The organism is Roseateles sp. L2-2 (genome assembly GCF_050613215.1).
Taxonomy (GTDB): domain Bacteria; phylum Pseudomonadota; class Gammaproteobacteria; order Burkholderiales; family Burkholderiaceae_C; genus Roseateles; species Roseateles noduli.
The window spans coordinates 419,019-444,228 of record NZ_CP192509.1; the positions used below are offsets into that span (position 1 = coordinate 419,019).

Sequence of the window (25,210 nt, forward strand, 5' to 3'; positions counted from 1 at the left end):
CCTCAAGCAGGGGGAGATTCGACAGACACAGGAGACAAGCGTGAACAAGAGCAAGTATTCCGCGCTGGCCGTGGCCGCATTGCTGGCGTTGGGAGCGAACGCCGCATGGGCCGGCGAGGCCGAGGCGAAGAAGTGGATCGACAGCGAATTCCAGCCGTCGACGCTGTCCAAGGACAAGCAGACGGCCGAGATGAAGTGGTTCATCGAGGCGGCCAAGAAGCTCCAGGCCAAGGGCGTGAAGGAGATCTCGGTGGTGTCGGAGACCCTGACCACGCACGAGTACGAGAGCAAGGTGCTGGCCAAGGCCTTCGCCGAGATCACCGGCATCACCGTCAAGCACGACCTGATCCAGGAAGGCGACGTCGTCGAGAAGCTGCAGACCTCGATGCAGTCGGGCAAGAGCATCTACGACGGCTGGATCTCCGACTCCGACCTGATCGGCACGCACTACCGGTACGGGAAGATCATGAATCTTTCCGACTACATGAGCGGCGCGGGCAAGGAGTGGACCAATCCCGGGCTGGACCTGAAGGACTTCATCGGCACCAGTTTCACGACGGCGCCGGACGGCAAGCTCTACCAGCTGCCCGACCAGCAGTTCGCCAACCTGTACTGGTTCCGCGCCGACCTGTTCGCGCGCAAGGACCTGCAGGACAAGTTCAAGGCCAAGTACGGCTACGACCTGGGCGTGCCGCTGAACTGGAGCGCGTACGAGGACATCGCCGCGTTCTTCTCCAACGACGTGAAGACGCTGGACGGCAAGCCGATCTACGGCCACATGGACTACGGCAAGAAGGACCCGTCGCTGGGCTGGCGCTTCACCGACGCGTGGCTGTCGATGGCCGGCGCCGCCGACAAGGGCATCCCGAACGGCATGCCGGTCGACGAGTGGGGCATCCGCGTCGCCGACGACAAGTGCACGCCGGTGGGCGCCTCGGTGGCGCGCGGCGGCGCGACCAACTCGCCGGCCGCGGTCTATGCGCTGACCAAGTACGTCGACTGGATGAAGAAGTACGCGCCCAAGGAAGCGACCGGGATGACCTTCGGGGAATCGGGCCCGGTGCCGGCGCAGGGTCAGATCGCGCAGCAGATCTTCTGGTACACGGCCTTCACGGCGGACATGGTCAAGCCGGGCCTGCCGGTGGTGAACGCGGACGGCACGCCGAAGTGGCGCATGGCGCCGGGGCCGAACGGTCCGTACTGGAAGGACGGGATGCAGAACGGCTACCAGGACGTGGGCAGCTGGACCTTCTTCAGCGGGCATGACGCCAACCGGACCGCGGCGGCGTGGCTGTATGCGCAGTTCGTGACGGCGAAGTCGGTGAGCCTGAAGAAGAGCATCCAGGGCCTGACCTTCATCCGCGACAGCGACATCCGCAGCGACTACTTCACCAAGAACGCCAACAAGTACGGCGGCCTGATCGAGTTCTACCGCTCGCCGGCGCGGGTGGCGTGGACGCCGACGGGCACGAACGTGCCGGACTATCCGAAGCTGGCGCAGCTGTGGTGGAAGAACGTGGCGCAGGCGGTGACCGGCGAGAAGACGCCGCAGGCCGCGATGGACACGCTGGCCGACGAGATGGACGCGGTCATGGCGCGGCTGGAGCGCGCGGGCATGGCCAAGTGCGCGCCCAAGCTCAACAAGAAGGAAGACCCGAAGAAGTGGCTGTCCGACAAGGGCGCGCCGTGGGCCAAGCTGGCCAACGAGAAGCCCAAGGGCGAAACCATCGCCTACGAGAAGCTGCTGAATGCGTGGAAGGACGGCAAGGTGCGGTGAGCGCGCCTTCTCCCTCTCCCGCTTGCGGGAGAGGGCAGGGGTGAGGGCCAGCGGCTTAAGCACGGCATAAGCCCTGGGCCCCGCCACATGCCACCATTCAGGCATGTTCAAGTCGCTGATCGATCTCTTCGACACGCTGGCGCCGGACGATGCGTTCCGCGGCTCGCGGGGCGGCGCGCCTTCGCTGCCGCTGGCGGCAGCGGTGCTGCTGGTCGAGGTGATGCGTGCGGACGCGGAGTACTCCAGCGTCGAGCGCGCCGCAGTGCGCAAGGCGCTGACCGAGCTGTTCGCGATGGCCGACGACGAGGCCGACGCGTTGACCGCGCAAGCCGAACGCACGGCCCGCACGGCATCCGATCTGTTCGCCTTCACCTCGCCGGTCGACGAGCGCTGGGACATGGCCGCCAAGCTGCGCCTGATCGAACTGATGTGGGGCGTGGCCTATGCCGACGGGTCGCTCGGCGACATCGAGCGCCACATGATGCTGCGCATCGCCGATCTGCTGCATATCCCGCAGGGCGCCTGCTATCACGCGCGGATTCGTGCGAAGGCGGCCGCCGGTCTCGGCGACGAAGACTGACCGGCGGCGTCGGTCCCGGGCTCAGCGCACGTTCTGGAAGACCACCCGCTCCGCCAGTTCGCGCGGCGCGGTCGAAGCGCTGCGCTGGATGTGGTTGAGCACCTGGCTGGCGCGTTCGCAGGTGATGGGCGCCGGGCCGGCGTTGCCGTCGGTCCACAGCTTGGAGAACGCGCCCGAGGCGGTAGCGCCGACGGTGCGGGACACGACTTCCAGTTCCAGCGCGGTCGGCTGCGGCGCCCGGACACGCGTCGGCGTGCCTTCGCTGGCGGCGTCCGTCAGCCAACGGGCTTCCAGCGCCATCGCTTCTTCCGGCAGCAGCCGACGCGGCACCGGCGAGCCGGACAGCCAGGACTGGCAGGTCTCGGCGCCCAGCGCCTGGGCGGCGGTCAGCTGCGCACGCACGACCTGCAGGTAGCGTCGGCGCAGGTCGCGCGACCCGCTGAGCAGCATCTCGCGCACGTTGGGCGCCAGCGCGCCCTGGGCGGCGATCTGCGCGCCGGCGTCGGCGTGCTCGGAGCCGGCCAGCGCCACATGCGCCGCGCGCATGCGTCCGGCCGCGTCGTCGATCAGGCCGGGGAAGCGCTGGTCGAGGCTGAACCACGCCTCGCTGGCGCGCAGCGCGTTGACGTAGTCGCTCAGCGGCGCGTACTGGCCGGGCTTGTCGCCGTCGGGCAGCGCGACGTCCAGCGTCTTGGGCGGCGGCTGGATCAGCGAATGACGCACCAGCTCGGCCGGCGGCGGGTACCACATCGTGCGCGACGGCGTGCTGAGCGTCTTCTCGATGAACTCCTCCGGCAGCGCCATGCGACGGTAGGTCCGGGCGAGTTCCTGGTTGGCGATCTCGTCGAAGGCCGGGTTGAAGGTGCCGCTGGTGGCGCGGTGGAAGCCGAGCTGCGCGCCCGGCATCAGCTGGCGCTTGTTGCCGGCCAGGAAGACCAGCGTGCAGGCGCTTTCGCAGTTGCCGATCGCGCGGGTGCCGACGCCGCGGTCGCGGATCAGCTTGACCATGCGCTCGGCCTCGGTGACGCGGCCGCCGGGGGAGGCGACCTCCAGCAGGCGCACGGTGGGGGACGCGTCGAACAGGCTGCTCAGCCGCCCGGCGTCGCCGGCGCCGATGGGGCCGTTCAGCTGCATCGTGCGGCCGTCGGCGCTGACGACCAGGCGCACGTTGCCGATCGGGTCGATGCCGCGGGCGAGCTTCCACAGCTCGGGCAGTTCCCCGAACACGCCGAAGGCCAGCGAGAACGCGATCTGCAGGAACGAGCCCAGCAGCGACAGCCGCGCGAGGCCGGAGATCAGGTAGGACCCGCCGGCGTCGACGTAGCCGCGCACCGCGCGCCAGGTGCCGACGGCGCTCCAGATCTCGACCATGATCAGCAGCGGCCAGACGATCAGCAGCGCGATCGCGACGCCCTGCAGGCCGTCGCTCTTGGTGGCGAGCCAGGCGACCAGGCCCTGCACGCCGGCGGCCAGGGGCCAGGTCAGGAGGACGTGGTTGATCCAGAAGCTCTGGGCCAGGCTCTGCTCGCCGCGCCAGTGGCTGGCGATGTAGCCGATGAGGAGGCCTTCGCCGTCGGCCGGGGCGGGGCGGCTGCGCTCGACGGCGGTGCGGGACAGGCGGTCATGCCAGGTGCGGCCTTCGGCGTCGACGCGGGCCCACAGGAACCCGGCGAACAGCGGGATGGCGGAGAGCAGGTAGCCGATCCAGCGGATCAGGGCCTGCACGGGCGACGGGCGTTCGCCGCTGCGGGCGTCCACGACCTTGATGCCGGCGACGAGCTTGCCGGGCGTGGCGCCCTGCCAGCTCCAGAACACGACGCAGACGATCAGCGGCAGCAGCCAGTTGATGGCGATGGTGCCGGGGCGCAGGTCATTCCACTTCGACACCGGGTCGCCGTACACGGCCCACATCAGCAGCGTGCTCGCGGCGACCATCAAGACGCCGTCGATGAACAGGGCCAGGGCGCGGGGCGCCAGGCCGACGGATTGGTTCGACATCCTCTTTCACTCCCTCTTGAGTCGGAAGTGTAAAGAGGGCGTGTCAGGCGCTACACGTCGGTTTCAAGACAGCGTCGGGGCTGTATTGATTTCGTCACAGGGGAGCGGGTAGGCATCCCCCTTTGGGAGGAGGGCGTGCGTCCGACGCGGCGGCGGCGGTCCGGCTCAGTCGTCCCACAGGAAGCGCCGGTCCGGATAGACCACGCTCTGCGAGGTGCGCACCACCACGCCGTTCTTGAAGTGGACGTTGAAGCGCAGCAGGTAGCCGTTCATCTCCGGCGGGATGTTCCAGTCCCAGACGTCCTCGCCGCTGAGCTTGAAGAACACGCGCTTCCGATCCTGACCGAGGATCCGCGTGACCTGCTCGGGCGTGAGGCCCGGCACGATGCGCGCGCGGTTGGCGGCGGACAGGCCGTCCGTCACCTGCACCAGTCGCCCCTGCGCATCCACGCGGACCATGTAGCAGGTCTGGCCGAAGGGCTGCGTCGCGTACTCCAGCGTCTGGCCGCCGTCGGCTTCCGGCCAGACGCGCGTCGGCGGGCCGTAGTACTGCTGCACCTCGGCGGCGGTCGTGGTGCCGGGGCGCATGCGTTCGTCCTTCACCGGCGTGGCGCAGCCGGACAGCGCGACCGCGGCCACCACCGCCACCGTCGTCGCGCCCAGCGGGCCCAGGCTCGTCCATTCGCGCATCGTGCTCTCCAGCAAGGGGGAACGACCATTGTGCGGCGATCCCGGCGACGCACAATCCGACTCATGTCGAGACCGCACACCCGGAAGGCGTTTCTGAAATCAGCGCTGCTCGCCGCCGGCCTCGTGGTCATGGCGGCGTCGTCCGCACGGGCGCAAGGGCAGACCGCGCCGCCCGGCGTCGCGCCGGCATCGGCATCCGTGCCTAGCGCGTCGGTTCCGGCCGTGTCCAGCGGGGCGCCGTGCGTGCTGCTGTTCGGCCAGGGCCGCAACTTCGATCCCGATCAGCCCGGCGCCAACCGCCGCTGGGACGAGGCCAACAGCGCCTTCAACCTCGCGGCGCGCGAGCCGCTGGTGGCCGCCGGCCTGCCGGTGATCAACGTGGTGCTGCCGGTGTCGGCGACCGACGTGCCGCGCAACCTGCAGGGCCTGCTGGCGGAAGTGCAGCGGCGCGGGTGCACGCGTGTGCTGGAGACGGCCCTCTTCGCCGACACGGCGCAGGGGCTGGTGATCGCGCGGCTACGCGTCTATCCGGTGCTGGGGATGCTCGGGCCGCAGGCGGCCGGCAGTCAGCCGCGGATCGGCGCGGTGGCCTACACGCAGCAGCAGGAATACGCGCTCGACGCGCGCGTGATGGATCGGGTGAACCCGTCCCGGCTGGGACGGGTCATGGCGGAGGAGGCTCTCCCGAGCCTCGCTCCCGGGCTCGGACGACCGTGATGGCCGTCCCGACTATCACATCGGCACGCCGGATGCGTCGTTGATCACTTGCGGATCGGAGCTCGGGTAGAGGTTCTGCACAGAACCCGGTGTCGAGAACAGCAGCACCACGCCCTTGGTGATGACGCTGTCCGTCGGCATCGTCAGGGACACCTCGTTCTCGTCGTTGGCCGGCGAGAAGTTGCTGGCGTTCATGCCCGGCGCGGAGCCGATGGTCTTGAAGGTCGCACCGATCAGCAGCAGGCTGGTGGTGTCCGCCTGACCGAAGGTGCACGCACCTGCCGCCGTCGGAATGTGGATCTCCGATCCGGGGATCTGATGGGTTCCCTCGCGATCGCTGAAATACTTGCAGTCGGCGAAATTGCCGTCTTCGCTGATGTTCGCCTCGACGTACACGGTGTAGGACATTTTTCCTCTCCTTGGGGTTTAGCTCATGAGGATCAAGGAGCGGGGCTTCCGGTACGGTCACGCAGCAGCCAGACCGCTGCGCGTTTGACGTCGTCCCTGTCCCCCTGACCCACGCAGGATTGGGCCTCAACCCAGGCCTGGGTGATCTGCTGATGAACCCGCAACGCTGGGGCTATCTTCACGACGGCGTCATTGATTTCTTTGCAGACCGCGAGCGTGTCCGCCGACGGAGCGCCGGAGCGCGTGTGGGGCTCCAGCATCAGGCGGATGCGTCGGATATCGACATATCCCGCGATGAACGCCAGGTCCGTGGCCTTGGCGGCCAGGATCGAGGCCTGCTTGCGGCGTGCGTCATCGATGGCGCGGAGAGCCGCTGCCACCTGCCCTTCCTTGTGGAGCGCCCGCGCGCTCACGATCGACAGGCGCGTCCAGGGATCCATCACCTTGTTCCCGGCGCCCTCCTGCTGGAAGCGCTCCAGACGTTCCTCCAGGGAGCGGGCGAGACGCACTTGCTCGGCCGGGGCGAGCGAAGGCAGACGGACGGTCAGGTCTGTGACCTCGCCCACCAGGGCGTTGAACCGCCATTGCGAGTTCGCCGGATCGTTGGCCTGGAGTTCGCGAAGAATGGCCAGCGAGGTGGCGGATTGCGCCATTGCCGCCTCGTGGCGCCCCATGTCGGAAAGCGCAGCAGCGTGCCAGCGCCGCATGATGGCTTCGCGATAGGCCCATGCATTGTCGCGGGGCGCGCCTTCGCGAACGGTCGCGATGATCGAGGCGCCTTCCGCGAACAAGCGCTCGGCCGCCTGGCTGAGGCCTTGCTGAAGGTAGGAGGTACCCAGCCAACTGAGGCTGTCCGCCAGATCCATTCGAGCCGCCGCATCGGGCTTGGGGTTAGCGGCGATGCCGCGGCGCTTGAGTTCAATCGATCGCTGGAAAAAGGCAGAGGCGCCCTCGAGATCCACACTCAGGAGACGCACCGAGCCCAGGCTGTTGTAGGCGTAGGACAGCTCGATAAGTGCCTCGAGGCTGTCCGGCTGGGCATCGACCCAGGCCTGCTCCGCGTCGCGGTAGGCGAGCCAGGCGTCGGTCGCCTTGTCGAGGTCGCGCGTGTAGTAGAAGACATGACCCACCCAGAAGGCGGCGGCTCCCTTGGCCTTGAGCCATTCGCCGGTGAGCTCAGGCGAGGGCGGCGGGCCTTCCAGCAGCTTGCGGGCTGCTTCGAGCGGCTCCAAGGCTTCCCTCAGGTTGCGTTTGGAGACGCGGACCTCGCCGATCACGGTCAGTGCCTTGGCCCGCTGCAGCCGCTCCATCGGCGTGGCGTCCTGATCCTGTGCCAGATAGCTCAGCGCCTTGCTGCCCACACTGTCGAGCAGCTCCAGCCGGCCGACCGGTCGCAGCTTGTCGGCGAACTCGCCCAGCATGTAGCTGAGCAGGTCTTCGGCCTGTTGCCGCCGCTCCTGCGCCTGATGCTCCGCCCGCTCCGCGCGCCGAGCCTGCAGCACGCTGACCCCCGTCAGGGACACCATCGCCAGCACGGCGACGCTGCTGGCCGCGACGCTCCAGCGATGCCGCCGGACGAAGCGTCCCAGCACGTAGAACCGGGTGTCGGGTCTTGCCGTGATCGGCTCGTGCGCCAGCCAGTGCCGCAGGTCGACGGCCATCGACTCCGCGTTGGCGTAGCGCTCCGAGGGCTTCTTCTTCAGCGCCTTGCCGACGATCGTGTCCAGGTCGCCGCGCAGCAGCTTGGCCTGGCGCGCGATGACGGGGTCGAGCTGGTCGCGCGCCACGTCCGACAGCCGCTTGGGCACCAGCTCCACGACCGCGCGCAGCCGGTCCAGGTGGGTCTGCGTGTCGTCGGCCGTCGGGTGGCGGCCGCCCAGCATCTGATAGAGCAGCACGCCCAGCGCGTAGACGTCGGTCGCCGTCGTGACGTCGGCCTGCTGGACCTGCTCCGGCGCCGCGTACTGCGGCGTGAAGGCGCTGCCGGCGCGTTGCGTGAGCTCGGTCGCCGCGCCCGAGTGGGTCGCGTCGTCGAGCAGCTTGGCGATGCCGAAGTCCAGCAGCTTCACCTGGCCCTCGTGCGTGACCAGGATGTTGCTGGGCTTGAGGTCGCGGTGCAGGATCAGCCGCGAATGCGCATGCGCGACCGCCGCCAGCACGTCGAGGAAGAGCTGGATGCGCGACTCGACGTCCAGCGCGTTGATCTGGCAGTAGCGGTCGATCGGCAGGCCGTCGACGTACTCCAGCACCAGGTAGGGCTGGTGCCCGTTGTGCACGCCCGCGTCGAGCAGCCGCGCGATGTTGGGATGCGAGAGCCGCGCGAGGATCTGGCCCTCGCGCTCGAAGCGGCCGCTGTCGCCCTTGCCGAACAGCCCGGACTTGAGGAACTTGACCGCGACCTGGCCCTCGAAGCGGCCGTCGGCCCGGCTCGCGAGCCACACCGCGCCCATGCCGCCCTGGCCGAGTTCGCGCTCCAGCTCGTAGGGTCCCAGCGATTCGCCGCTGAAATCGAGCGGCGGCAGTGCCGACGGCACCGGTCCCTGCAGCGCTTCCGCCGCGGGCTGTTCGAGGAAGGCTTCCCCGTTCAGCGCCTCGTCGCGCGCGAGCAGCGCTTCGAGATGCTCGGCCATGGCGACGTCGCCGGCCCGGATCTCCGCCAGACGGCGGGCGCGGTCCGGCCCCTCCAGGTCCAGGAGTTCGTCGAGCAGCGGACTCAGCGCGATCCAGCGCTGTTTATCGAGTGCGTCCATCGGGCGGGCGGGGTCAGACGTTGCGCGTCGGTCGTCGGGTGGCGGGGAAGGACGAATCCGTCGGATCCGACCCGTCGGGGGTCAGTCCTTGAGGCTCATCGACAGCAGGATTCTCGCCTTCTGCCAGTCGCGCTGGACAGTCCGTTCGGTGACGCCGAGGGCTTCCGCGATTTCCTGCTCAAGCAGCCCGCCGAAGTAGCGCATCTCGACCACCTGCGCCATGCGCGGATCGATGGTCGCCAGCTCGTCCAGCGCCTCGTGCACGCGCAGGATGTGGTCGTCGGACTGGGGCGTGCCCTCGACGACGGCGGTATTCAGCGTGAGGTCGGGCTGGTTGCCGCCGCGGCGCTCGGCCTGGCGCGCGCGCACCAGGTCGATGACCACGTGGCGCATGGTCCGCGCCGCATAGGCCAGGAAGTGGCGCCGGTCGGGGAAGCTCTGCCCCTGCGAGCCGGCCAGTCGCAGCCAGGCCTCGTGCACCAGCGCCGTGGTGTCCAGCAGGGTCAGGTCTCCTGCCTGGCGGATGCGCTGGCGCGCCAGCCGCTGAAGGTCGCCGTACAGCTGCGCCACCACCTGGTCGGCGGCGGCCCGGTCGCCTTGACCGGCGTCGTGCAGCAGTTCGGTGATGTCCTTCATGGAGCGGAACTCTAGCGGTCCCGTATGACCTTGTTACAGAAGTCGGGGCGACGGATGACGCGAACCGCGCCGTCCAGGCGTCAATTCTAGGGTTTTCACTGAGCAGATTTTTGTTAGCGGATGTCGGGAAGCGCGTCGGGGATCCGTTTTAGATAGATGAGGACACGGCTTGGTCAATGTGGCAAGGGAGGCCGGCATGGATCGGGCTGCTTCAGCGGGTCGTGTCCTCACCCTCGAATCATTCGCACCCCGCGGGCGGCCGATCACGGTCCAGGCGCGCGGGCGTGACCCCTCGTCCGTCTGGAGCAGTTGCGCATGAGTCCGTCCACCGCCGCCGCCGTAGCGCCCGCCGACGCCGTGGAGCAGGTCCGGGCCGGGCTCGTCAAGCCGGCGCGGCAGACGCCGGCGCTGTGGGTGCCGCGGGTGGATTCGCTGGCCGAGTTCGGCCTCATGATTTCGCGTCAGCTGACGCAGTGCCGCCGTTACGGCGGCCACCTGTCGGTGCTGTGGCTGGAAGCCGAGCCGGTGGTGCTGCCGGCGCAGACCGCGGCGGATGCCGACACGGACCATGACGGCGAGGGCGCCTCAGAACGCGCCGCCCCGATCGAGGCCCGGGAAGGGCTGATGACGGCGGTGGGCCGTCGTCTGCGCAGCCGGGTGCGCGGGACCGACATGGTCCTGCAGGTGGGAGAGACGAGCTTCGCGGTGCTGCTGCTGGACGCCGGCATCCCCGAGGCTCACCTGGTGCAGGACCGCCTGTCGACGGCGCTCAACGGCCCCTACGGCGTGGACGCGGTGACGATGCAGGTGCGCCTGCAGATGGGCATGGCGTCCTTCCCGGAAGGCGGCGCCCGCGGCACCGACCTGGCCGAAAGCGCGCGCCTGGATCTGCGCCGCCGGATGCGCTGAGACGGTTCCGGGCCTCGGGTCCGGAGCGAGGTCCGCGTCGAACCCGCAGTTCGCGATCGGGATCAGAGATCCTGGCCGTAGACGATGAACCCCTTGTGTTCCGCGACGCGGTCGTACAGCGCGCGGCCGGCGGCATTCGTCGTGTGGGTCTGCCAGTAGAGACGATGTCCGCCGCGCGCCTGGACGGCGGCGGTGACCGCCGCGATCAACGCTCGCCCCACGCCGCGCCCACGGACGTCCTCGGCGGTGAACAGGTCTTGCAGGTAGCAGGTGTCCTCGATCCGCGAGGTGCTGCGATGGAAGAGGTAATGCGTCAGGCCGACCAGGCGGCCGTCGAGTTCCGCGACGAAGGCATGCACGGGCTCGCGCTCGTCGAAGAAGCGCGACCAGAGCGCGGCCGTGACGGGCTCGGGCAGGGCGGTCTCGCCGGCGCGCCCGTAGAAGGCGTTGTAGCCGTCCCAGAGCGGGCGCCAGGCGGCGAGGTCGGACGGGGCGATCGGACGGACGACGAGGTCGGAGGACATGCGCGGCGAGGCTGAGGGCCGGAGCCCGGGTTGGAAAGGCCCGGATCATCAGCCCTCGGGCCCGCATGATCAACCGTCGATCGCGTGCGTGGCGTTCCTCGCGAAGGATCTGGTTAACGCGTGGTCGGGCCGGGCGCCTCGATCACCCGCACCACCTCGCTCCACGGCACCAACTTGAAGTTCTGCCGCCCCATCGGCCAGCGCTTGTGGCCGTCCTGGACGACGAGCAGGCCCTGGCCGAACTCGCCGCCCAGCGAGGCCGAGGTCACGTCCAGCCCGTCCGTCTCCGACGCCGCGTCTATGCCGCGCGCCGGGTTCAGTCCGATCCGGAAGCGCCCCTTCACCGCGTGCGGCGCATCCGCGTCGAGCACGACGTAGCTGTCGTTCCCCTGCGAGGACACGATGAGCCAGGCGCCGGCCGGACTGCGGTGCACCGCCATGCCTTCGACGTCCGCATGCAGCAGCTCGCCCACCGGCAGGATGACCGCCGCGTCGCCGAGCCGACCGTCGGCGTCGAGCGCCACGCGCCACAGGCCGCGCTTCTCCTCGCCGACGAAGAGCTGCCGGCCCGGCTCGTCCGCGACGCAGCCTTCCGGTTGCGTCGCCAGCTTCATGGCCGCGACCTGCTGCGACGACCAGACGTTCCCGCGTCGCATCACGCGCATCTGCACCAGACGTCCGTCCTTGTCATTGACGAACACGTCCAGCCCGCCCGCCGGATTGCGCGCGCTGCAGATGCCGTAGACCTCGTCCAGCCCCGTCGGCAGCTCGGCGAGCGTCGACACCTTGCCCGCGCCGTCGATGCCGAAGAGCAGCACGCTGCGCTGGTCGCGCTGCGTCGCCACCGCGAGGTCCCAGGCGCGGTCGCCGTAGCGCACGCGCTGGCGCAGGTCGACGTTGTTGACCCGGCCCACCGGCAGGAACTGCGTCTCGCGGCCTTGCAGGTCGTAGACCGCGAGGCCGCGCTTCTTGTCGGTGCCCAGGATGCGGCTGCGGGTCGGCTGCGTCGGGTGGACCCAGATGGCCGGATCGTCCGCCGCATCGCCGCCGCCGCGCACCGGCTCGGTCTGCGCCGAGGGCACCGCGACCGGGATCGCCGGGCGCGGATGCGCCGCGCGCGCCTCCAGCCAGAGTCCCATGTCCTGCGGCGCCAGTCCGGGCGCGACCAGCTCGCGGCCGGCGCGTTCGGGATCCGCGACGAAGGCCCACAGGCCGACGCCGGCCTCGGCGACGTACAGCGTGGCCTCGTCGTCGCGCACCGTGCAGCCCTTGGCGTCGGGCACCGTCGCGAGTTGACGCAATACCTGGCCCCGGCCGGAGTCCTTGCCTGTCGTGGACAGCAACCACTGCTCGGCCAATCCGTCGCTGCCCAGCAGGAACGCCTGCAGCGTCTGCTGCCGCGGCTCCAGGTACAGGCAGACGGCTTCCACGTCGAAGGCCGGACCGGCCCAGTGCGCGCGCTCACGCAGCTTCCGGTCGCGGACTTCGACGAGGCGCAGGGCGCCGGAGTCGGCGTCCTGCAGCAGCGCCACCGTCGTCCCGTCGGCCAGTTGGCGGCGGTCCCAGCGCTTGGCCCGGACGCCGAACTCGTCGATCACCTGCGCCTTGTCGTCGAGCAGGCGCAGTCCGCTCTTGCCGAGTTCCAGCGTCGGCTTGGTCGTCGCAGCGACGGCGGTTCCGCCTGCCATCGCCGCAGCCATCGCGAGAGCGGCCATCGTTGACTTCATCATCATCGTCATTCCGTGCAGACCCTCAGAACATCGCCAGCTTCAGGCTGAGCTTGTACGCGCGTCCGTACTGCTCGTACTGGGTGTTGAAGGCCTTGCTGCCCTGGTACACGTAGTAGCGCTCGTTGCCGATGTTCAGCGCCTCGAACTGGAGCTGCAGCTGCTTCGTGAGCTGCACGCGCAGCGACGCATCGATCTGGTTCTGCGTGTCGACCTTGCGGTCCTGCGCGGCGTCGAGCACGTCGCCGACCTCGAGCAGATACGGCGACTTGTGGTTCAGCGCGATCCGCGCGCCGAAGGCCGGCGATTCCCAGCCCAGGCTCAGGTTGACGCTGCGATCGGACTGGCTCGGCAGCGCGATACGGCGGCTGATGAGCCGGCCGCCGTCGTAGCCGCCGATGGTCGCGCGCGACTTCACGAAGCTGCCGTTGGCGCCGATCACCAGGCCGTTCCACGGCGCGGGCAGCGTGCTCAGCGCCTGGCTCCAGGAGAGCTCCACGCCGCGCACCGTCGCGTCGCCGCCGTTGGCGAAGGCTTCGACGTGGCTGAAGTCCTCCCAGCCCGGCGTGCCCGCCAGGTCGGTCTGGAACGCGAAGTCGCGGATCTTCTTGTGGAACACGTAGGCCGACATCGCGCCGTCGCGACCCACGCGCTGTTCCAGCCCGAGGTCCAGGTTGCGCGCGCGCAGCGGCTTGAGCAGCGGGTTGCCGATGGTCGCCTCGTCGCCGTCGACGGTCACGCCGGGGCTCAGCTGGCCGAAGGCCGGCCGCACCACCGAGTGCGTCAGCGCCGCGCGCAGCACCAGGCCCTCGTTCAGCTTCTGACGCAGCAGCACCGCGGGCAGCCAATGGCGCGAGCGCGTCTCCTCATGCACCGGGCTCAGCACGCCGTCCTTCCACGCGGTGCCGTCCGCCGTGAAGCGCACGCGCTCGTGGCGCACGCCGACCAGCCATTGCGTGCCGCCGCTCTCCAGCGTCGCCTGCAGGTAGCCGGCGTCGGTGCGTTCCTTCATGCCGTAGTCGTTGACGGTCGAATCGACTTCGTCGCGGAACGCGTTCAGGTCATCGCCGCCGTACAGGCCATGCAGCTTTCCGAGGTCGATGCCGGGGCCGAACGAGGTCCACGGATAGTCGACCGTGTCCCCGCCGACGAAGTTGCCCAGCCTGAGTTGCGCGTCGGTCAGGTTGTAGGGCGCCTTCTTCAGCACCTTGGCGCTGGGCGCGTAGGTTTCCTGCTCGTTGTCCTTGTCGCGGCGCGTCGCCTTCAGGCCGGTCTTGAGGTCGAGGTCCCAGCCGCCGAGGTCGAACTCGCGCTGCACATCGGCCTTCAGGTGGCGCACGCGGTCGGTGGCGTGGCTCTTCTCGATCTTGGCCTTGTTGAAGGCGTACAGCGAGGCGTCGTCCAGACCGGTGACGGCCGTCGGCATGGGCTTGACGGTGTCGGTGTAGCCCAGGCCGGAGAAGTCCGCCGTGAACGCGGACGAGGCCAGCGTGTCGGGCTTGCTCTCGCTGGCGCGGCCGGCGCCGGCCTCGGCCCAGAACTTCCAGTCGCCGCGCGACAGCTCGGTGCCGAGCACCACCGCGCTGGACTTGTTGATCTCCCTGCGCGCCTTCAAGCCGCGGCTGACAGTGCCGTCGCCGGTCTCGCCGGGGGCTTGCGGCTCCTCGAACTCCACGGCGATCGACTGGCGGTTCTCCTGGTCGGTGAACTTGCTGGTGAAGCTGCGCAGGTAGAACAGCGACGCGTCGTCCGGCTTGAAGTCGAGATTCAGCGCGGCGCCGACGCGCTCGCGGGTGATCGTGTAGCGGCGCAGCTCGAAGCTGTTGAGCTTGTCGCCGTCCCAGTCGCCGCCGGTCTCGACGTTGTCGCTCGCGAAGCTGCGCTGGTCGCCCGACAGCGCCACCGCCACGCCCAGCGTGCCGCCGGCGAAGCGGTCGGCGAAGGCTACCGAGCCGCGCGGCTTGGTCCTGGAGGCGTTGGCGTCGTAGTTGCCGCCCAGCTCCATCGTGAAGAGCCGGCCCGGCTGGTCGAAGGCGCTGAGCGTGCGCACGGTCACCGTGCCGCCCAGGGAATTGGCGTCCTGGTCCGGCGTCAGCGTCTTCTGCACTTCGAGCGAGCGGATCAGGCCGGCCGGCACCAGGTCCAGGCCGGGCGCGCGGCGGTCGGATTCGGAGGCCGGCGTCAGCGCGCCGTTGATGTTGACGGCGTTGTAGTCCGGGCCCAGGCCGCGGACGCGGATGAAGCGGCCTTCCCCCTGATCGCGTTCGACCGACACGCCCGGCATGCGGGCCAGCGCCTCGGCGGCGTTGTTGTCGGGCAACTGGCCGATGCCGTCGGCGTGCACGACGTTGACGACGCCCGTGGCGGTCGCCTGCTTGTCGAGCGCCGAACGCAGCGCCGCAGCCTGACCGACGGTGACGACGGTCTCGAGCTGGCGGGCGTCGGACGTCGCGGCCTTGCCGTCCTTCTTCGCTTCAACCCTGGCTTCGCTCTTGGGCTCGGCCTTCGTTTCGGACCTGGCGTCGGTCTTGGGATCGGACGTCTGCTGGGCCATCGCCGGCGCGGCGGCGAAGAGGCTGGACAGGCAGAGGGCGAGCAGGGTGGGGCGGGGCGGCGTGCGCATGGTCGGAGGTCGGTGAGTCACGGATGGCGACGCACGTTAGGAACCGCGGATGGCGGGTCCGTGACAGCGCGGCATTCTCGTGCCGCCCCGGCACGGACGGCTCCTCGACGCCGCCCGCATGAGCCGATCCGACCTCCGTGTGGCGGCCTGGCGTCAGCGGCCGCTGAACATCGCCGTCATGCGGTGCAGGAGGGCGTGGAGTTCGGCCGACAGCCATGCCAGCCACCCCTGTGCCGGGTGCGCGGTGGGCGGTGCGTCTTCGGCGGGGCCGACATCGGGTTGGATCGGCAGCGGATGACCGCCGGGCTTCACGCGGTGCGTCGATGGTTCCGGCGACGTCGCTTGGATCGATGGCGGCGGGCCTGGTCGCACGGTCGTCAGGGTGGGGAGGGGCTGACGGTGCGCCCGGTTGGTCCTCGCGAGCGACAGGTCGTCGGCATTGACGACCGGCGCTGCGGCAGGGTGAAAAGGCTCCGGTACGCGGGCCCGCGCGTCTTCAGGCGATAAGTTGCGCAGATTGCAGGCCTTCGCCCCGTCGCCGGTACCCTGCATGAGGTTGTCCGCCTCGCCGTAGGTCATGCCGCTGGTCGTCGGCTCAGGCGCGTTCAGCATGCAGGCCGACTCACCGCCGGAAAAGCGGTTGCTCGTGAAGACCAGGTCGTCGGGCGTCGTCGCGGTGGCGCTCCATCCAGTCGTTATCTGCGTGGTGTCGACGGTGGCTTCCACGAAGCTGTTGGCGATGACGTTCGTGCGCTTGATCGGCGGTCGCACCGCCTCGCCGTCGCTGGGCAGCAGACGCAAGGGCACCGCCAGGAAGGTGTTGCGGACTACCGTGGTGTCCTGCGGTGCGCGTAGCTCCACGGCAGGCTGCTGCTGATCGTTGCGGCCGTTGATGACCTTGAAGACGTTGTCGTCCAGTATGAGACCGACGGCGCCTGACAGGTACGCGAGGCGGAGAGGCTCGGCAGACTTCGTGTCGAGCGCCACCGTCATCCGGTTCTTGCGGATCAGGACGTCGACCGATGATTCGGACGACACGAGCGCGAGCTTGAAATACCCCGACGAGCGCTCCGGCGAGGTCGCGCGCCGCTGATCGTGAGTCTGGGAAGGATCTTCTCCGATCCAGTTGCCGATCACTTTCGCCTGGCGGGCGTTGGTCAACACGATGCCGGTGCCGCGGTTGCCGGGCCCGCGCAGGAAGACGTTGCCGTCGACGACGGCGGCACCGCTCACGCGCAACTGCGCATGGGGCGTTCGCGTGTTCTCGAACCTGTTGTTGCGGATGACGGCGTTGGAGCTGTCGAAGGTCCGGACGGTGATGTTGTCCAGGATCAGATGCTCGACCCGGATGTTCTTCGCGCTGTGGAGGACCTCCGTGATCTCCGACGCCGTTCCTGTCGAATTGACGAAGCGCGTCGCGCCCGCGGGGCTTCCGACGAGGACGTTGCCCGTTCGCAGCGGCAGATCCTTGTCGACCCGATAGGTGCCCTTGGGGAAGAACAGGCCGGTCTCGCGCGGCGCCAGTTGTTCGAGTACGGTCGTGATCCTGTCGCTCTGGTCCGCGGCGAGGTTGGCGGTGATGCCCTGGTCGAGCGCGCACACCATCCTGTAGCGAGGATCGATCTCAGGCATCTCCTCGTGGCCGCACATCTGCGGTGGTGCCGGCACCGCGGCATTCGCCGACGCCCCAAGGGGCAACAGCAGGGCGACGGCGATCGGGGTCAGCGGGAAGAAACGGGTGGACATGAAGCGCCCTCCGGCAGATGTGGCAAGCCACGGGAACCGATGAGTGGCGCGGGTCGGGTATTTCCGGACGCCCCCTGACGGGGGAAGCGCGCTGTTCACGAGTCGCGATAGTCGTGAGCCGTTTCGACCCCGCGGCGCTGTGTGACAACGGCTGTCACAGTCGCCGCCTAGCATCGCGCGCCATGAAAGTCGTGCTGCCTCGTCCGCCGCTGGTGCTCGCGCCGGTCGCGGGCTCGCGTCATTTCGGCCATGCGCTGCTGCTGGCGATGGCCGGCGTCACCTGGGCCTTCGGCTACTGGGCCGTGGCCAAGCCGACGACCCTCTGGCGCTGGATCGACATCGTCAGCGAGACCTCGATCGTCGCGATGCTGGCGCTGTGGCTGGTGCAGCTGCGCGCGAGCCGGCCCGCCGGCCGCGTCACGACCTGGCTGTGCCTGGGCCTGTCGGGCATGCTGCTGGGCGGCTGGGCCGACCTGATGGACGAGTTCTGGAAGTTCCCGCGCGCGTTCACCTTGCTGATGGGCATGGAGTCGAGCTTCCACGTCGTCGGCATGATCGGCCTGACCTTCGGGCTGCATCTCTGGCGTCAGGAGCAGCTCGCGTTGAACGCGCTGCGCGCCGGCCGCGAACGCGGCTATCGCGAACACACCCAGATCGACAGCCTGACGCAGCTGGGTGACGGCGCCTATCTGCTCGATCAGATCCGCCGGCAGCAAGACCTGGCACGGGCGCCGGGAACGCCGGCCGCGACCTCGATGCTGGTGATGCTCGGCTGGCAGGACCTGCCGGCGCTGGCGCGCCAGCACGGTCTGGCGGAAGCCGACCGCCTGCTGCAGGCGACGGGCCCGTTGCTGCTGCTGCAGCTGCGCGGCGGCGATCTGCTGTGCCGCTATGCGGCCGACCGATTCGTGGCCGTGCTGCCTGACGCCGATGCCGCGCTGCCGGGCGATCTGCTGGCGGCGCTGTCCTCTCACGTGCATCCGTGCGCCAACGGCCGCACGCGGGCGCGGCTGACCGCCCGCATGGCGAGCGCCCCGCTGGACCCGCACGAGGACGCCGAGGCGCAGGTGCTTCGTCTGCTGGAGCGCCTGCGGTGAGCACGTCGGCGGCCGCCGACGACGCGCTGCTCGTCCTGCGTCAAGCCTTGCCGGCCGGTGCCACGCCGCACCACGGCGCGGACCGCGCCTTCATCCCTTGGGCCTACCAGGGCGCGCTGCTGGCCGAGTTTGCGCGCAGCCGCGGGTTCGAGCCGCAGGAGTGGCTCGGCCGATGCGACGTCGTGCCGGGGCAGATGCTCTCGCCGCGTCAGCTGCTGTCGATGCTGGCGGCGCTGCAACCCCTGGCGCGCGATGTCGGTTTCGTCGTCGGGCCACTGAGCCTGCCGGGCCACTACGGCCTGGCCAGCCAGGCGCTGCAGCAGGCCGTCGACCTGCGCCAGGCCCTGCGCGTGCTGTGCGATTGGCCGGCGCGCCTGTCGCCGCTGCTGACGCCGCGCCTGGTCGAGACGTCGGACGAACTGCTGCTCGTGTGGACGGAGTCCTGCGGTGCGCCGGCCAGCCTGCAGCCGATGCTCGTGGACATGCAGATGAGCGCCGTCGTCGCGATGGCGCAATGGCTGGGCGGCGGGCGATCGCTGCCGTGGTCCTTCAGCTTCAACCGCACGCGCCCGCGCGAGCTCTCGCAGCACGCGACCTACCTCGGCGCCGACCTGCGCTTCGGCTGCCAGGTGGACGCGATGCGGCTGCCGCTGTCGGCGGCGACCGTGCCCTGGCCCACTGCGACGCCCGGTCGTCCGGCGATGGCCGCCGGCGCGTTGGCGCAGGGCGCAGATCCCGAGGCTGCGTCCCGCGGCCAGCTCGCCGCGCTGTACGACCACCTGCTGACGGAGGTCGGCGGCGATCCGTCGCTGGAGCGCAGCGCGCAACGCTTCGGCGTCAGTCCGGCCACCCTGAAGCGGCAGTTGGCCCAACTGGGCACGCACCACCAGGCGCAGCTGGATCAGGTCCGCGCTCACGCGGCGCTCTACCTGATGCTGCTGCGCGGCCAGCGCGGCGAGGCCGTGGCGCGCTCGCTGGGCTTCACCGACAAGAGCAACTTCCGGCGCTCCTTCAAGCGCTGGACGGGGATGACGCCCGGGTTGCTCTGAGCGGACGCTACTCCGAGCAGACGGACAAAGGCTCACCCCAGGTGGCGGTTCGGTAGGCCGAGAGGGATCTCCCCGGCTCGACGCTGAAATTCCTGGTCCCGACTTGCGGCGTGGGGAACTCGTAGCCGCACAGGGGGGCATCCTCGGGGGGGTCGGTCACCAGGTTCTTCGTGAATACCAGATCGTCGGGCGTCGTGTGCTCCGCACCGGCGCCGTTGACGGCGCTCACGACACGCACAGGAAATCCTCGGAACCAGTTGTCCTCGACTTGCGTGAGCTTCGTGGGCGCCGAATCAAAGCTACCGAAGCTCACGGATATCCCGTTGAATACGTTTCCGCGGACTTGCGTCTCGACAGGAGACCGGAACGTCACTGTTCCATGTTCTCCAAGGAACAGGTTGCGCTGCAGTTGAAGCTGCCTGGGCGAGAGGAAGTCCGCCAGCGACGGATGTTCCCTCATGTCGTGGGAGAGCGCCATCCAGTTGCCTTCGATCGTTGCGGGGATCGGCTCGGCCGTCGCGATGGCGCCGCGGTAGTGCCCCAGCCCGCGCGCGTCCCAGTCTGCCCCGAGCACCTTCTCCGCAAGCTCCTCCGCGTCGGAGCGCTCATGCTGGTATTTGCGGACGTCGCGCGTGTCGACGGCGCCGATGAGATTGCCTCGGATGATGATCGTCCCTGGAACGCCGCGCCTCCACCAGACCTCAGGGCTCAATCCGAGCTGGATGCCGGCACCGCTGTTGCCGGGTTCGCGCCAGAGCACATTGCTCTCGATGAGGTGTGCGCCGCCGCTGGGGATGTACATCTGGGGCCTGCTCGAAGCGGTGTGGCGCAGCACGTTGTGTCGGATAACGAAAGGACGTTCGTGGTCGACCTGGATCAACACGTTATGCAGGTGCAGGCTTTCGATCCTGTTGGCGTCACCTGATCCCGGGGCTTGTCCGATGGCGGGGGAGTACGGGCCGCTGCCCTTGAGGACGCTCTGTCCGTTTCGGCTTCCCACCAGGCCGGTGCCGGGCGGAAGATCGAGGTCATCGTTGATCGCGTAGCGGCCCGCGGGCAGGAATAGAAGCACCTGATCGGGATCAAGTCGGTTCAGCGCCATCTGGATCTCGCGCGTGACGTCGTGGGGCCGATCGGGCTGAATACCGAAGTCAAGCGCGCAACGCAGCCTGTGCGGTGTCTCGAGCGTGGGCATCGCCTCTCCGTTGCACTGCCCGGGTGGCGGAACTTCCGGTGCGGCACTGGCCCACAGGGGCAGCGCGGCCAGTGCTGCGACGAGTGGCGCAGGAAGACGGGGACTGGGCATCAAGGGACCTTTCAACGCGGCGGAAAGAATGCGCCGCTGCCTGTCATTGAAGCGCCCATGCCGCGCGCACGACATGGCCTGCGACTGCTCCGACGTGGCCGTCTCCTGCCTGATCCAGGCGAGGGCGGCCCCAGTCGCAGGCCGCCGGTTCATGCCTCAGACGACGCGGCGCGCCGACGCTCTAGACTCGACCCCATGCCCACGGCGTTCGAACATCCCGAGGATCAGGCCCAGTACCGCCGCCCCGCGCACCGCGCGGGCGTCGAGCTGTACCACGCCCACATCCTGCGCCATAGCTTCGAGCCGCACACGCACGAGGCCTACGGCCTGGGCGCGATCACCGACGGCGTCGGACGTTTCCGCTGGCGCGGCGGCGAGCACCTCGCCCCGCGCGCCACGCTGATGCTCATGAACCCCGAGGACATCCATACCGGCGAAGCCGCGACGTCCGATGCCTGGGGTTATCGGATGGTCTACCTCGACGAGTCGCTGCTGGCGGAGCTCTACGGCGGGCCGGCCTGGCGCTTCGACGCCGCCGTCGCGCACGACGCGGAGGCCGCCACGCGCGCCGCCGGCCTGATCGCCGCGCTGTGGCGCGCGCGGGAGCCGCTGGCCTTCGACAGCGCGTTGCTCGAACTGGTCCAGGGACTGAGCCGCCACGCGCATCGCGCGCCGGTGCGCCCGGACGGCGCGGCGCCGCGCTTCGCGCCGGTGATCGAGCACATGCGGGCCCACCTCGACGAATCACTGGACACCGCGCGCCTGGCCGCCGTCGCCGGTCTGAGCCCGTTCCACTTCCTGCGCAGCTTCAAGACGCAGCACCATGCGACGCCGCAGCAGGCCCTGATGGCCTTGCGGCTCAACGAGGCCAAGCGCCAGCTCGCCGCCGGCCATGCGCCCGCGCAGGTCGCGGCGGCGGTCGGCCTCACCGACCAGGCCCACCTGACGCGCGGTTTCTCGCGCCGCTACGGCATCACCCCGGCGCGCTACCAGCAGCAACTGGGTACAAGACGCCGGCCCTGACGGCGCGCGACACTGCGCGCATGCTGTCCGGACTTCTCTTTGCGCTCGCCGCCGGCCTGATGTGGGGCCTGGTCTTCGTCACCCCGCTGCTGCTGCCCGACTATCCCGCCGCCATGCTGATGGCGGGCCGTTATCTCGCGTTCGGACTGCTCGCGCTGCCGCTGGCGATGATCGACTGGCGGGAACTGAGGCGGCTCACCCGCGATGACTGGATCGCCGCCGTCAAGCTCAGCGCCATCGGCAACTTCCTGTACTACCTGACGCTCGCCGCCGCGATCCAGCGCGCCGGCGGACCGCTGCCGACCATGATCATCGGCACGCTGCCCGTCGTCATCGCGGTCTGCTCCAACCGGCGCAACGCCGCGCGCGACGGGCACTACCGCTGGCGGGACCTGGCCCCGGCGCTGCTGCTGATCGCGCTGGGCATCGCCTGCGTCAACCAGGTCGAGCAGGCGGCCGTCGCGCCGCAGGCGCTGGGGCGCTATCTGCAGGGCGCGGGTCTGGCGTTGATCGCGCTGGCCTGCTGGACCTGGTACCCGATCCGCAACGCCGACTGGCTGCGCGCGCACGCCGATCGCGGCCCGCGCGCCTGGGCCACCGCGCAGGGGCTGGTGACGCTGCCGATGGCGGTGCTGGCCTTCGTCGTCCTGGCGATCGCCGACGGCGCGGGCCTGCCGCTGCTGCCGGCCGGCTTCGACTTTCCCGCCGGGCCGCGGCTGTGGCCCTACGTCGGATTGATGACAGCGGTCGGGCTGTTCGCGTCCTGGCTCGGCACGCTGTGCTGGAACGAGGCCAGCCAGCGACTGCCCACCGCGCTGGTGGGGCAGCTGATCGTGTTCGAAACCCTGGCCGCGCTCGCCTACGCGCAGGTGCATCGCGGCGCGTGGCCGCCGCTGATGGGCGTGGCCGGGGTCGTGCTCCTGGTCGGCGGCGTGTGCTGGGCCTTGCGCCTCAAACCGGTGCCGCCGGGGCGGGAACGGCATCTGCCCGCCTCGTCGGCATGAATTTTCTGCCTCACGATCCCGTCCGACGCGCGCTCCTGAAGCGCGCTTCCGCCCTGACCGCCGCGAGCACCGTCGGTGCCGCCCTCGGCGTTGCCGCGTCGCCCGCGCGTGCGCAGAGCGCGCCGTCGTCCGATGCCGTACCCGCTCCGGCCCAGGGCGTCCAACAGGGCGCCTGGCGCGACCAGTCCCGCCTGCGCGACATCCCCTGGCGCCTGCGCCTGCCTGAGGGCGACCGGCCGGTCGCGCTGGTGGTGTTCTCGCACGGCCTGGGCGGCAGTCTCGACGGCGGCACCGAATGGGCGCAGGCCTGGGCCGAGGCGGGCATCGCCACGCTGCATCTGCAGCACGCCGGCAGCGACCGTGCGATCTGGCGCGGCGGGCTCCAGGCGGTGAAGGCCGCCGCGAGCGCCGAGCAGCTGATCGAGCGCGGTCACGACGTGCAGTTCGCCGTCGACCAGCTGCTGAAGCTGCAGAAAGAAGGTCAGGGTCCGTGGGCGCGCGTGCGGCCCGAGGCGCTGGGCATGTCAGGCCACTCGTTCGGCGCCCAGACGACCCTGGCGGTCGCCGGACGCGATTTCCGGGAGCGCAGCGCGCCCGACCTGTCCGAATCCCATTTCAAGGCCTTCGCCGCGTTCAGCCCGTCGGCCGGGCACTTCCCGGGCGGCATCAAGGGCATCACGCGACCCATGCTCTGCCTGACCGGCAGCCTCGACGGCAACCCGATCGGCCAGGAACGCGACGGCCGCTACCGGCGCGTCGTCTATGACACGTTGCCCGCCGGCGCGAAGGCGCAGCTGTGGCTCGAAGGCGCCGATCACATGAGCTTCGGGGGCGGCGGCGAGCGTGGCGCGGGTTTCGGCCAGCGGCTGCTCGGACGCGATCGCGAACGGGCGCCCGAGAAGCTCGCTGCGCATCACGCATCGCTCATCAAGTCCATCAGCACGGACTGGTGGCGTTGGCGTCTGCTCGAGGACGAGGAGGCGCTCACACGCCTGAAGTCGCCCAAGGGCCTGGACCCGAAGGACGAGTGGCTCCAGGGTTGAGTCGTGGCGTGCGTCAGGCTGCGAGCTCGTCTTCGGAGGGGCTGGAGGCGTTCGGGGCGTTGGACGGCGCCAGCAGGAGCGCCTTCGCCAACGCGCCGATGCGGCGCAGCGCGCGCGGGTGTTCCTCGCCCCACTGCCCGCCGACGCCCAACCGCACGCAGTTCCGGAAACGCGGGCTCGCCGAGAACATCATCCCCGGCGCGATGATGATGTGCTCCGCGAGGCAGGCCTCGTAGAGCAGGGCGGTGTCCAGTCCGTCGGGCAGTTCCACCCACAGGATGAATCCGCCGGCGGGGTCCGAGACGCGCGTGCCCTTCGGGAAACTCTCGGCGATCATCTGCCGGGCCTGGTCCACGCGCGCGGCGATCGTCGCCCGCAGGTGCCGCAGCGCGGCGCCGCCGCCGGCCTGCGTCAGCAGGTCCGCCAGCGCCAGTTCCAGCACGCTCGTCTGGCCGCCGGACTGCACCGCCTTGGTCCGCCGCAACACCTGGCCCCAGCGGCCGGCCTCGACCCAGCCCAGCCGCAGCCCCGGCGCGATCGTCTTCGAGAACGAGCCGCAGATCATCACGTGCCCCGTGGTGTCGAAGGACTTCACCGCGCGGCGCTTGTCCTCCTGCTCCGACAGGTCGTTGTAGAGCACGTCCTCGATCAGCGCCACGTCATGTTGCGCCAGCAGCGCCGCCAGCCGGCGGCGTTCCGCCACCGGCATCGAGGCGCCCAGCGGGTTCGACAGCGTGGGCACCGTCAGCACCGCCTTGACCTGCTGCGTCTCGAAGGCCAGCTGCAGTGCGTCCAGCGACATGCCGTGGCGCGGATGCGTGGGGATCTCCAGCGCGCGCAGGTGCAGGCTCTGGAGGATCTCCAGGAAGCCGTAGTACGTGGGCGATTCGAGCGCCACCACGTCGCCGGGCCTGCACACGGTGCGCAGGCACAGGCTGATGGCCTCCATGCAGCTGTTGGTGAGCACGACCTCGTCCGGGTCCAGCACGCAGCCCAGTCCCAGCGCATGGCGTGCGACGGCCCGGCGCGCCTCTTCCATGCCGGGGCCGAGCGGGTAGGTGCACAGCAGGTCGCGGTGGCGCATCACCGCCCGCGCCATCGCCCGGCGCACGCGGTCCTGGTCGAACAGCTCCGGCCCCGGGCAGGCCGCGCCGAAGGAGACGAAGGACGGGTCCTGCGACAGCGCCATGACCTGCACGCCCAGCTGGTCCAGCTGCACCATCCGGGACGAGGTGTCGGGTCGGGAGACGCGTGGTTCCGGGAGCCTGGGCGGGCGCGCCGCGACGAAGTAGCCGGAGCGCGGCCTGGCCTCGATCAGGCGGGCATCCTCGAGCCAGCGGTAGGCCTGCACCGCCGTCGACAGCGACACGCCGTGCTGTCCCGCCAGGTCCCGCACCGAAGGCAGTCGTTCGCCCCGCTTCAAGGTGCCCGAGCGGATCGACCGGGCCATCCGGTCGGCGAGTTGCATGTACAGCGGTAACAGCGGCGCGTCCATGCGTCGATTCTGTGTGCTCACAGCGGGCGCGGACCGATACAGAAAGGCGGCAAGCCGGCCAGCACAGGACTGCGTCGTGCGCGGGCTGTATGGCTCGTCTCCGTCAGC

Annotated in this window: 20 protein-coding genes; 9 read left to right on the forward strand and 11 right to left on the reverse strand. The window is 69.8% G+C overall.

Going from position 1 to position 25,210, the window contains the following annotated elements:
* The first annotated feature begins 40 nt into the window (after nt 1-40).
* Together ACQZ13_RS01960 and ACQZ13_RS01965 are read left to right on the forward strand one after the other, a co-directional pair.
* Entirely contained in the window at nt 41-1,777 is a 1,737-nt protein-coding gene (locus ACQZ13_RS01960; protein WP_431049614.1) for an ABC transporter substrate-binding protein, read from the forward strand.
* Nucleotides 1,778-1,880: 103 nt separating this feature from the next.
* Complete coding sequence (locus ACQZ13_RS01965) at nt 1,881-2,357, forward strand: TerB family tellurite resistance protein (protein ID WP_431049615.1); 477 nt, start codon at nt 1,881-1,883, stop codon at nt 2,355-2,357.
* Nucleotides 2,358-2,378: 21 nt separating this feature from the next.
* Here ACQZ13_RS01965 and ACQZ13_RS01970 read toward each other — a convergent pair whose 3' ends face one another.
* Both ACQZ13_RS01970 and ACQZ13_RS01975 read right to left on the reverse strand, forming a co-directional pair.
* A complete protein-coding gene (locus tag ACQZ13_RS01970; protein WP_431049616.1) occupies nt 2,379-4,355 on the reverse strand; it encodes an RDD family protein in 1,977 nt (658 codons plus the stop codon).
* Nucleotides 4,356-4,520: 165 nt separating this feature from the next.
* The gene (locus tag ACQZ13_RS01975; RefSeq protein WP_431049617.1) at nt 4,521-5,045 is read right to left on the reverse strand and encodes a hypothetical protein; all 525 of its coding nucleotides are present in this window, start codon (nt 5,043-5,045) and stop codon (nt 4,521-4,523) included.
* 63 nt (nt 5,046-5,108) lie between these two features.
* On the opposite strand from ACQZ13_RS01975, the gene ACQZ13_RS01980 reads away from it, so the two are divergent.
* Nucleotides 5,109-5,762 (forward strand): hypothetical protein, encoded by a 654-nt coding sequence (locus tag ACQZ13_RS01980; RefSeq protein ID WP_431049618.1) that lies wholly within the window; start codon nt 5,109-5,111, stop codon nt 5,760-5,762.
* A gap of 15 nt (nt 5,763-5,777) precedes the next feature.
* On the opposite strand, the gene ACQZ13_RS01985 is transcribed toward ACQZ13_RS01980, so the two are convergent.
* The 3 genes from ACQZ13_RS01985 to ACQZ13_RS01995 form a co-directional block, all read right to left on the reverse strand.
* A complete protein-coding gene (locus tag ACQZ13_RS01985; RefSeq protein ID WP_431049619.1) occupies nt 5,778-6,170 on the reverse strand; it encodes a hypothetical protein in 393 nt (130 codons plus the stop codon).
* A gap of 32 nt (nt 6,171-6,202) precedes the next feature.
* Nucleotides 6,203-8,920: a protein kinase domain-containing protein gene (locus ACQZ13_RS01990; RefSeq protein WP_431049620.1), complete on the reverse strand. Its 2,718-nt coding sequence runs from the start codon at nt 8,918-8,920 to the stop codon at nt 6,203-6,205.
* Between the two features lie 81 nt (nt 8,921-9,001).
* Nucleotides 9,002-9,556, reverse strand: a complete 555-nt coding sequence (locus ACQZ13_RS01995) for an ECF-type sigma factor (protein ID WP_431049621.1) — start codon at nt 9,554-9,556, stop codon at nt 9,002-9,004.
* A gap of 315 nt (nt 9,557-9,871) precedes the next feature.
* On the opposite strand from ACQZ13_RS01995, the gene ACQZ13_RS02000 reads away from it, so the two are divergent.
* Nucleotides 9,872-10,465, forward strand: coding sequence for a diguanylate cyclase domain-containing protein (locus ACQZ13_RS02000; RefSeq protein ID WP_431049622.1), 594 nt, complete (start codon nt 9,872-9,874; stop codon nt 10,463-10,465).
* Nucleotides 10,466-10,527: 62 nt separating this feature from the next.
* Here ACQZ13_RS02000 and ACQZ13_RS02005 read toward each other — a convergent pair whose 3' ends face one another.
* The 4 genes from ACQZ13_RS02005 to ACQZ13_RS02020 form a co-directional block, all read right to left on the reverse strand.
* Nucleotides 10,528-10,989 carry a GNAT family N-acetyltransferase gene (locus tag ACQZ13_RS02005; protein ID WP_431049623.1) on the reverse strand — a complete coding sequence of 154 codons (462 nt, stop codon included), beginning with the start codon at nt 10,987-10,989 and terminating at the stop codon, nt 10,528-10,530.
* A 113-nt stretch (nt 10,990-11,102) separates the two neighbouring features.
* Nucleotides 11,103-12,704: a phytase gene (locus tag ACQZ13_RS02010; RefSeq protein ID WP_431049624.1), complete on the reverse strand. Its 1,602-nt coding sequence runs from the start codon at nt 12,702-12,704 to the stop codon at nt 11,103-11,105.
* Between the two features lie 37 nt (nt 12,705-12,741).
* Nucleotides 12,742-15,339 carry a TonB-dependent receptor gene (locus tag ACQZ13_RS02015; RefSeq protein WP_431049625.1) on the reverse strand — a complete coding sequence of 866 codons (2,598 nt, stop codon included), beginning with the start codon at nt 15,337-15,339 and terminating at the stop codon, nt 12,742-12,744.
* Nucleotides 15,340-15,492: 153 nt separating this feature from the next.
* Complete coding sequence (locus ACQZ13_RS02020; protein WP_431049626.1) at nt 15,493-17,184, reverse strand: hypothetical protein; 1,692 nt, start codon at nt 17,182-17,184, stop codon at nt 15,493-15,495.
* Nucleotides 17,185-17,267: 83 nt separating this feature from the next.
* On the opposite strand from ACQZ13_RS02020, the gene ACQZ13_RS02025 reads away from it, so the two are divergent.
* Both ACQZ13_RS02025 and ACQZ13_RS02030 read left to right on the forward strand, forming a co-directional pair.
* Nucleotides 17,268-18,182, forward strand: a complete 915-nt coding sequence (locus tag ACQZ13_RS02025) for a GGDEF domain-containing protein (protein WP_431049627.1) — start codon at nt 17,268-17,270, stop codon at nt 18,180-18,182.
* Complete coding sequence (locus ACQZ13_RS02030; protein WP_431049628.1) at nt 18,179-19,231, forward strand: AraC family transcriptional regulator ligand-binding domain-containing protein; 1,053 nt, start codon at nt 18,179-18,181, stop codon at nt 19,229-19,231. The genes ACQZ13_RS02025 and ACQZ13_RS02030 overlap by 4 nt, the downstream gene beginning before the upstream one ends.
* 7 nt (nt 19,232-19,238) lie before the next feature.
* Here ACQZ13_RS02030 and ACQZ13_RS02035 read toward each other — a convergent pair whose 3' ends face one another.
* Nucleotides 19,239-20,426 (reverse strand): glycosyl hydrolase family 28-related protein, encoded by a 1,188-nt coding sequence (locus tag ACQZ13_RS02035; protein ID WP_431049629.1) that lies wholly within the window; start codon nt 20,424-20,426, stop codon nt 19,239-19,241.
* A gap of 306 nt (nt 20,427-20,732) precedes the next feature.
* Here ACQZ13_RS02035 and ACQZ13_RS02040 point away from each other — a divergent pair, with 306 nt between their 5' ends.
* Genes ACQZ13_RS02040 through ACQZ13_RS02050 form a run of 3 tightly spaced genes read left to right on the forward strand, consistent with a single transcriptional unit; the run spans nt 20,733 to nt 23,607 of the window.
* Nucleotides 20,733-21,560 carry an AraC family ligand binding domain-containing protein gene (locus tag ACQZ13_RS02040; RefSeq protein ID WP_431049631.1) on the forward strand — a complete coding sequence of 276 codons (828 nt, stop codon included), beginning with the start codon at nt 20,733-20,735 and terminating at the stop codon, nt 21,558-21,560.
* A gap of 20 nt (nt 21,561-21,580) precedes the next feature.
* The gene (locus tag ACQZ13_RS02045; protein ID WP_431049632.1) at nt 21,581-22,564 is read left to right on the forward strand and encodes a DMT family transporter; all 984 of its coding nucleotides are present in this window, start codon (nt 21,581-21,583) and stop codon (nt 22,562-22,564) included.
* Nucleotides 22,561-23,607, forward strand: a complete 1,047-nt coding sequence (locus ACQZ13_RS02050) for an alpha/beta hydrolase family protein (RefSeq protein ID WP_431049633.1) — start codon at nt 22,561-22,563, stop codon at nt 23,605-23,607. The genes ACQZ13_RS02045 and ACQZ13_RS02050 overlap by 4 nt, the downstream gene beginning before the upstream one ends.
* 13 nt (nt 23,608-23,620) lie before the next feature.
* Here ACQZ13_RS02050 and ACQZ13_RS02055 read toward each other — a convergent pair whose 3' ends face one another.
* Complete coding sequence (locus ACQZ13_RS02055; RefSeq protein WP_431049634.1) at nt 23,621-25,102, reverse strand: PLP-dependent aminotransferase family protein; 1,482 nt, start codon at nt 25,100-25,102, stop codon at nt 23,621-23,623.
* Nucleotides 25,103-25,210 lie beyond the last annotated feature (108 nt).

Coding starts and splice junctions, on each gene's coding strand:
- ACQZ13_RS01965 (WP_431049615.1), top strand. CDS start 1,881: ATGTTCAAGTCGCTGATCGATCTCTTCGACACGCTGGCGCCGGACGAT.
- ACQZ13_RS01970 (WP_431049616.1), bottom strand. CDS start 4,355: ATGTCGAACCAATCCGTCGGCCTGGCGCCCCGCGCCCTGGCCCTGTTC.
- ACQZ13_RS01975 (WP_431049617.1), bottom strand. CDS start 5,045: ATGCGCGAATGGACGAGCCTGGGCCCGCTGGGCGCGACGACGGTGGCG.
- ACQZ13_RS01980 (WP_431049618.1), top strand. CDS start 5,109: ATGTCGAGACCGCACACCCGGAAGGCGTTTCTGAAATCAGCGCTGCTC.
- ACQZ13_RS01985 (WP_431049619.1), bottom strand. CDS start 6,170: ATGTCCTACACCGTGTACGTCGAGGCGAACATCAGCGAAGACGGCAAT.
- ACQZ13_RS01990 (WP_431049620.1), bottom strand. CDS start 8,920: ATGGACGCACTCGATAAACAGCGCTGGATCGCGCTGAGTCCGCTGCTC.
- ACQZ13_RS01995 (WP_431049621.1), bottom strand. CDS start 9,556: ATGAAGGACATCACCGAACTGCTGCACGACGCCGGTCAAGGCGACCGG.
- ACQZ13_RS02000 (WP_431049622.1), top strand. CDS start 9,872: ATGAGTCCGTCCACCGCCGCCGCCGTAGCGCCCGCCGACGCCGTGGAG.
- ACQZ13_RS02005 (WP_431049623.1), bottom strand. CDS start 10,989: ATGTCCTCCGACCTCGTCGTCCGTCCGATCGCCCCGTCCGACCTCGCC.
- ACQZ13_RS02010 (WP_431049624.1), bottom strand. CDS start 12,704: ATGGCCGCTCTCGCGATGGCTGCGGCGATGGCAGGCGGAACCGCCGTC.
- ACQZ13_RS02015 (WP_431049625.1), bottom strand. CDS start 15,339: ATGCGCACGCCGCCCCGCCCCACCCTGCTCGCCCTCTGCCTGTCCAGC.
- ACQZ13_RS02025 (WP_431049627.1), top strand. CDS start 17,268: ATGAAAGTCGTGCTGCCTCGTCCGCCGCTGGTGCTCGCGCCGGTCGCG.
- ACQZ13_RS02035 (WP_431049629.1), bottom strand. CDS start 20,426: ATGCCCACGCTCGAGACACCGCACAGGCTGCGTTGCGCGCTTGACTTC.
- ACQZ13_RS02040 (WP_431049631.1), top strand. CDS start 20,733: ATGCCCACGGCGTTCGAACATCCCGAGGATCAGGCCCAGTACCGCCGC.
- ACQZ13_RS02045 (WP_431049632.1), top strand. CDS start 21,581: ATGCTGTCCGGACTTCTCTTTGCGCTCGCCGCCGGCCTGATGTGGGGC.
- ACQZ13_RS02050 (WP_431049633.1), top strand. CDS start 22,561: ATGAATTTTCTGCCTCACGATCCCGTCCGACGCGCGCTCCTGAAGCGC.
- ACQZ13_RS02055 (WP_431049634.1), bottom strand. CDS start 25,102: ATGGACGCGCCGCTGTTACCGCTGTACATGCAACTCGCCGACCGGATG.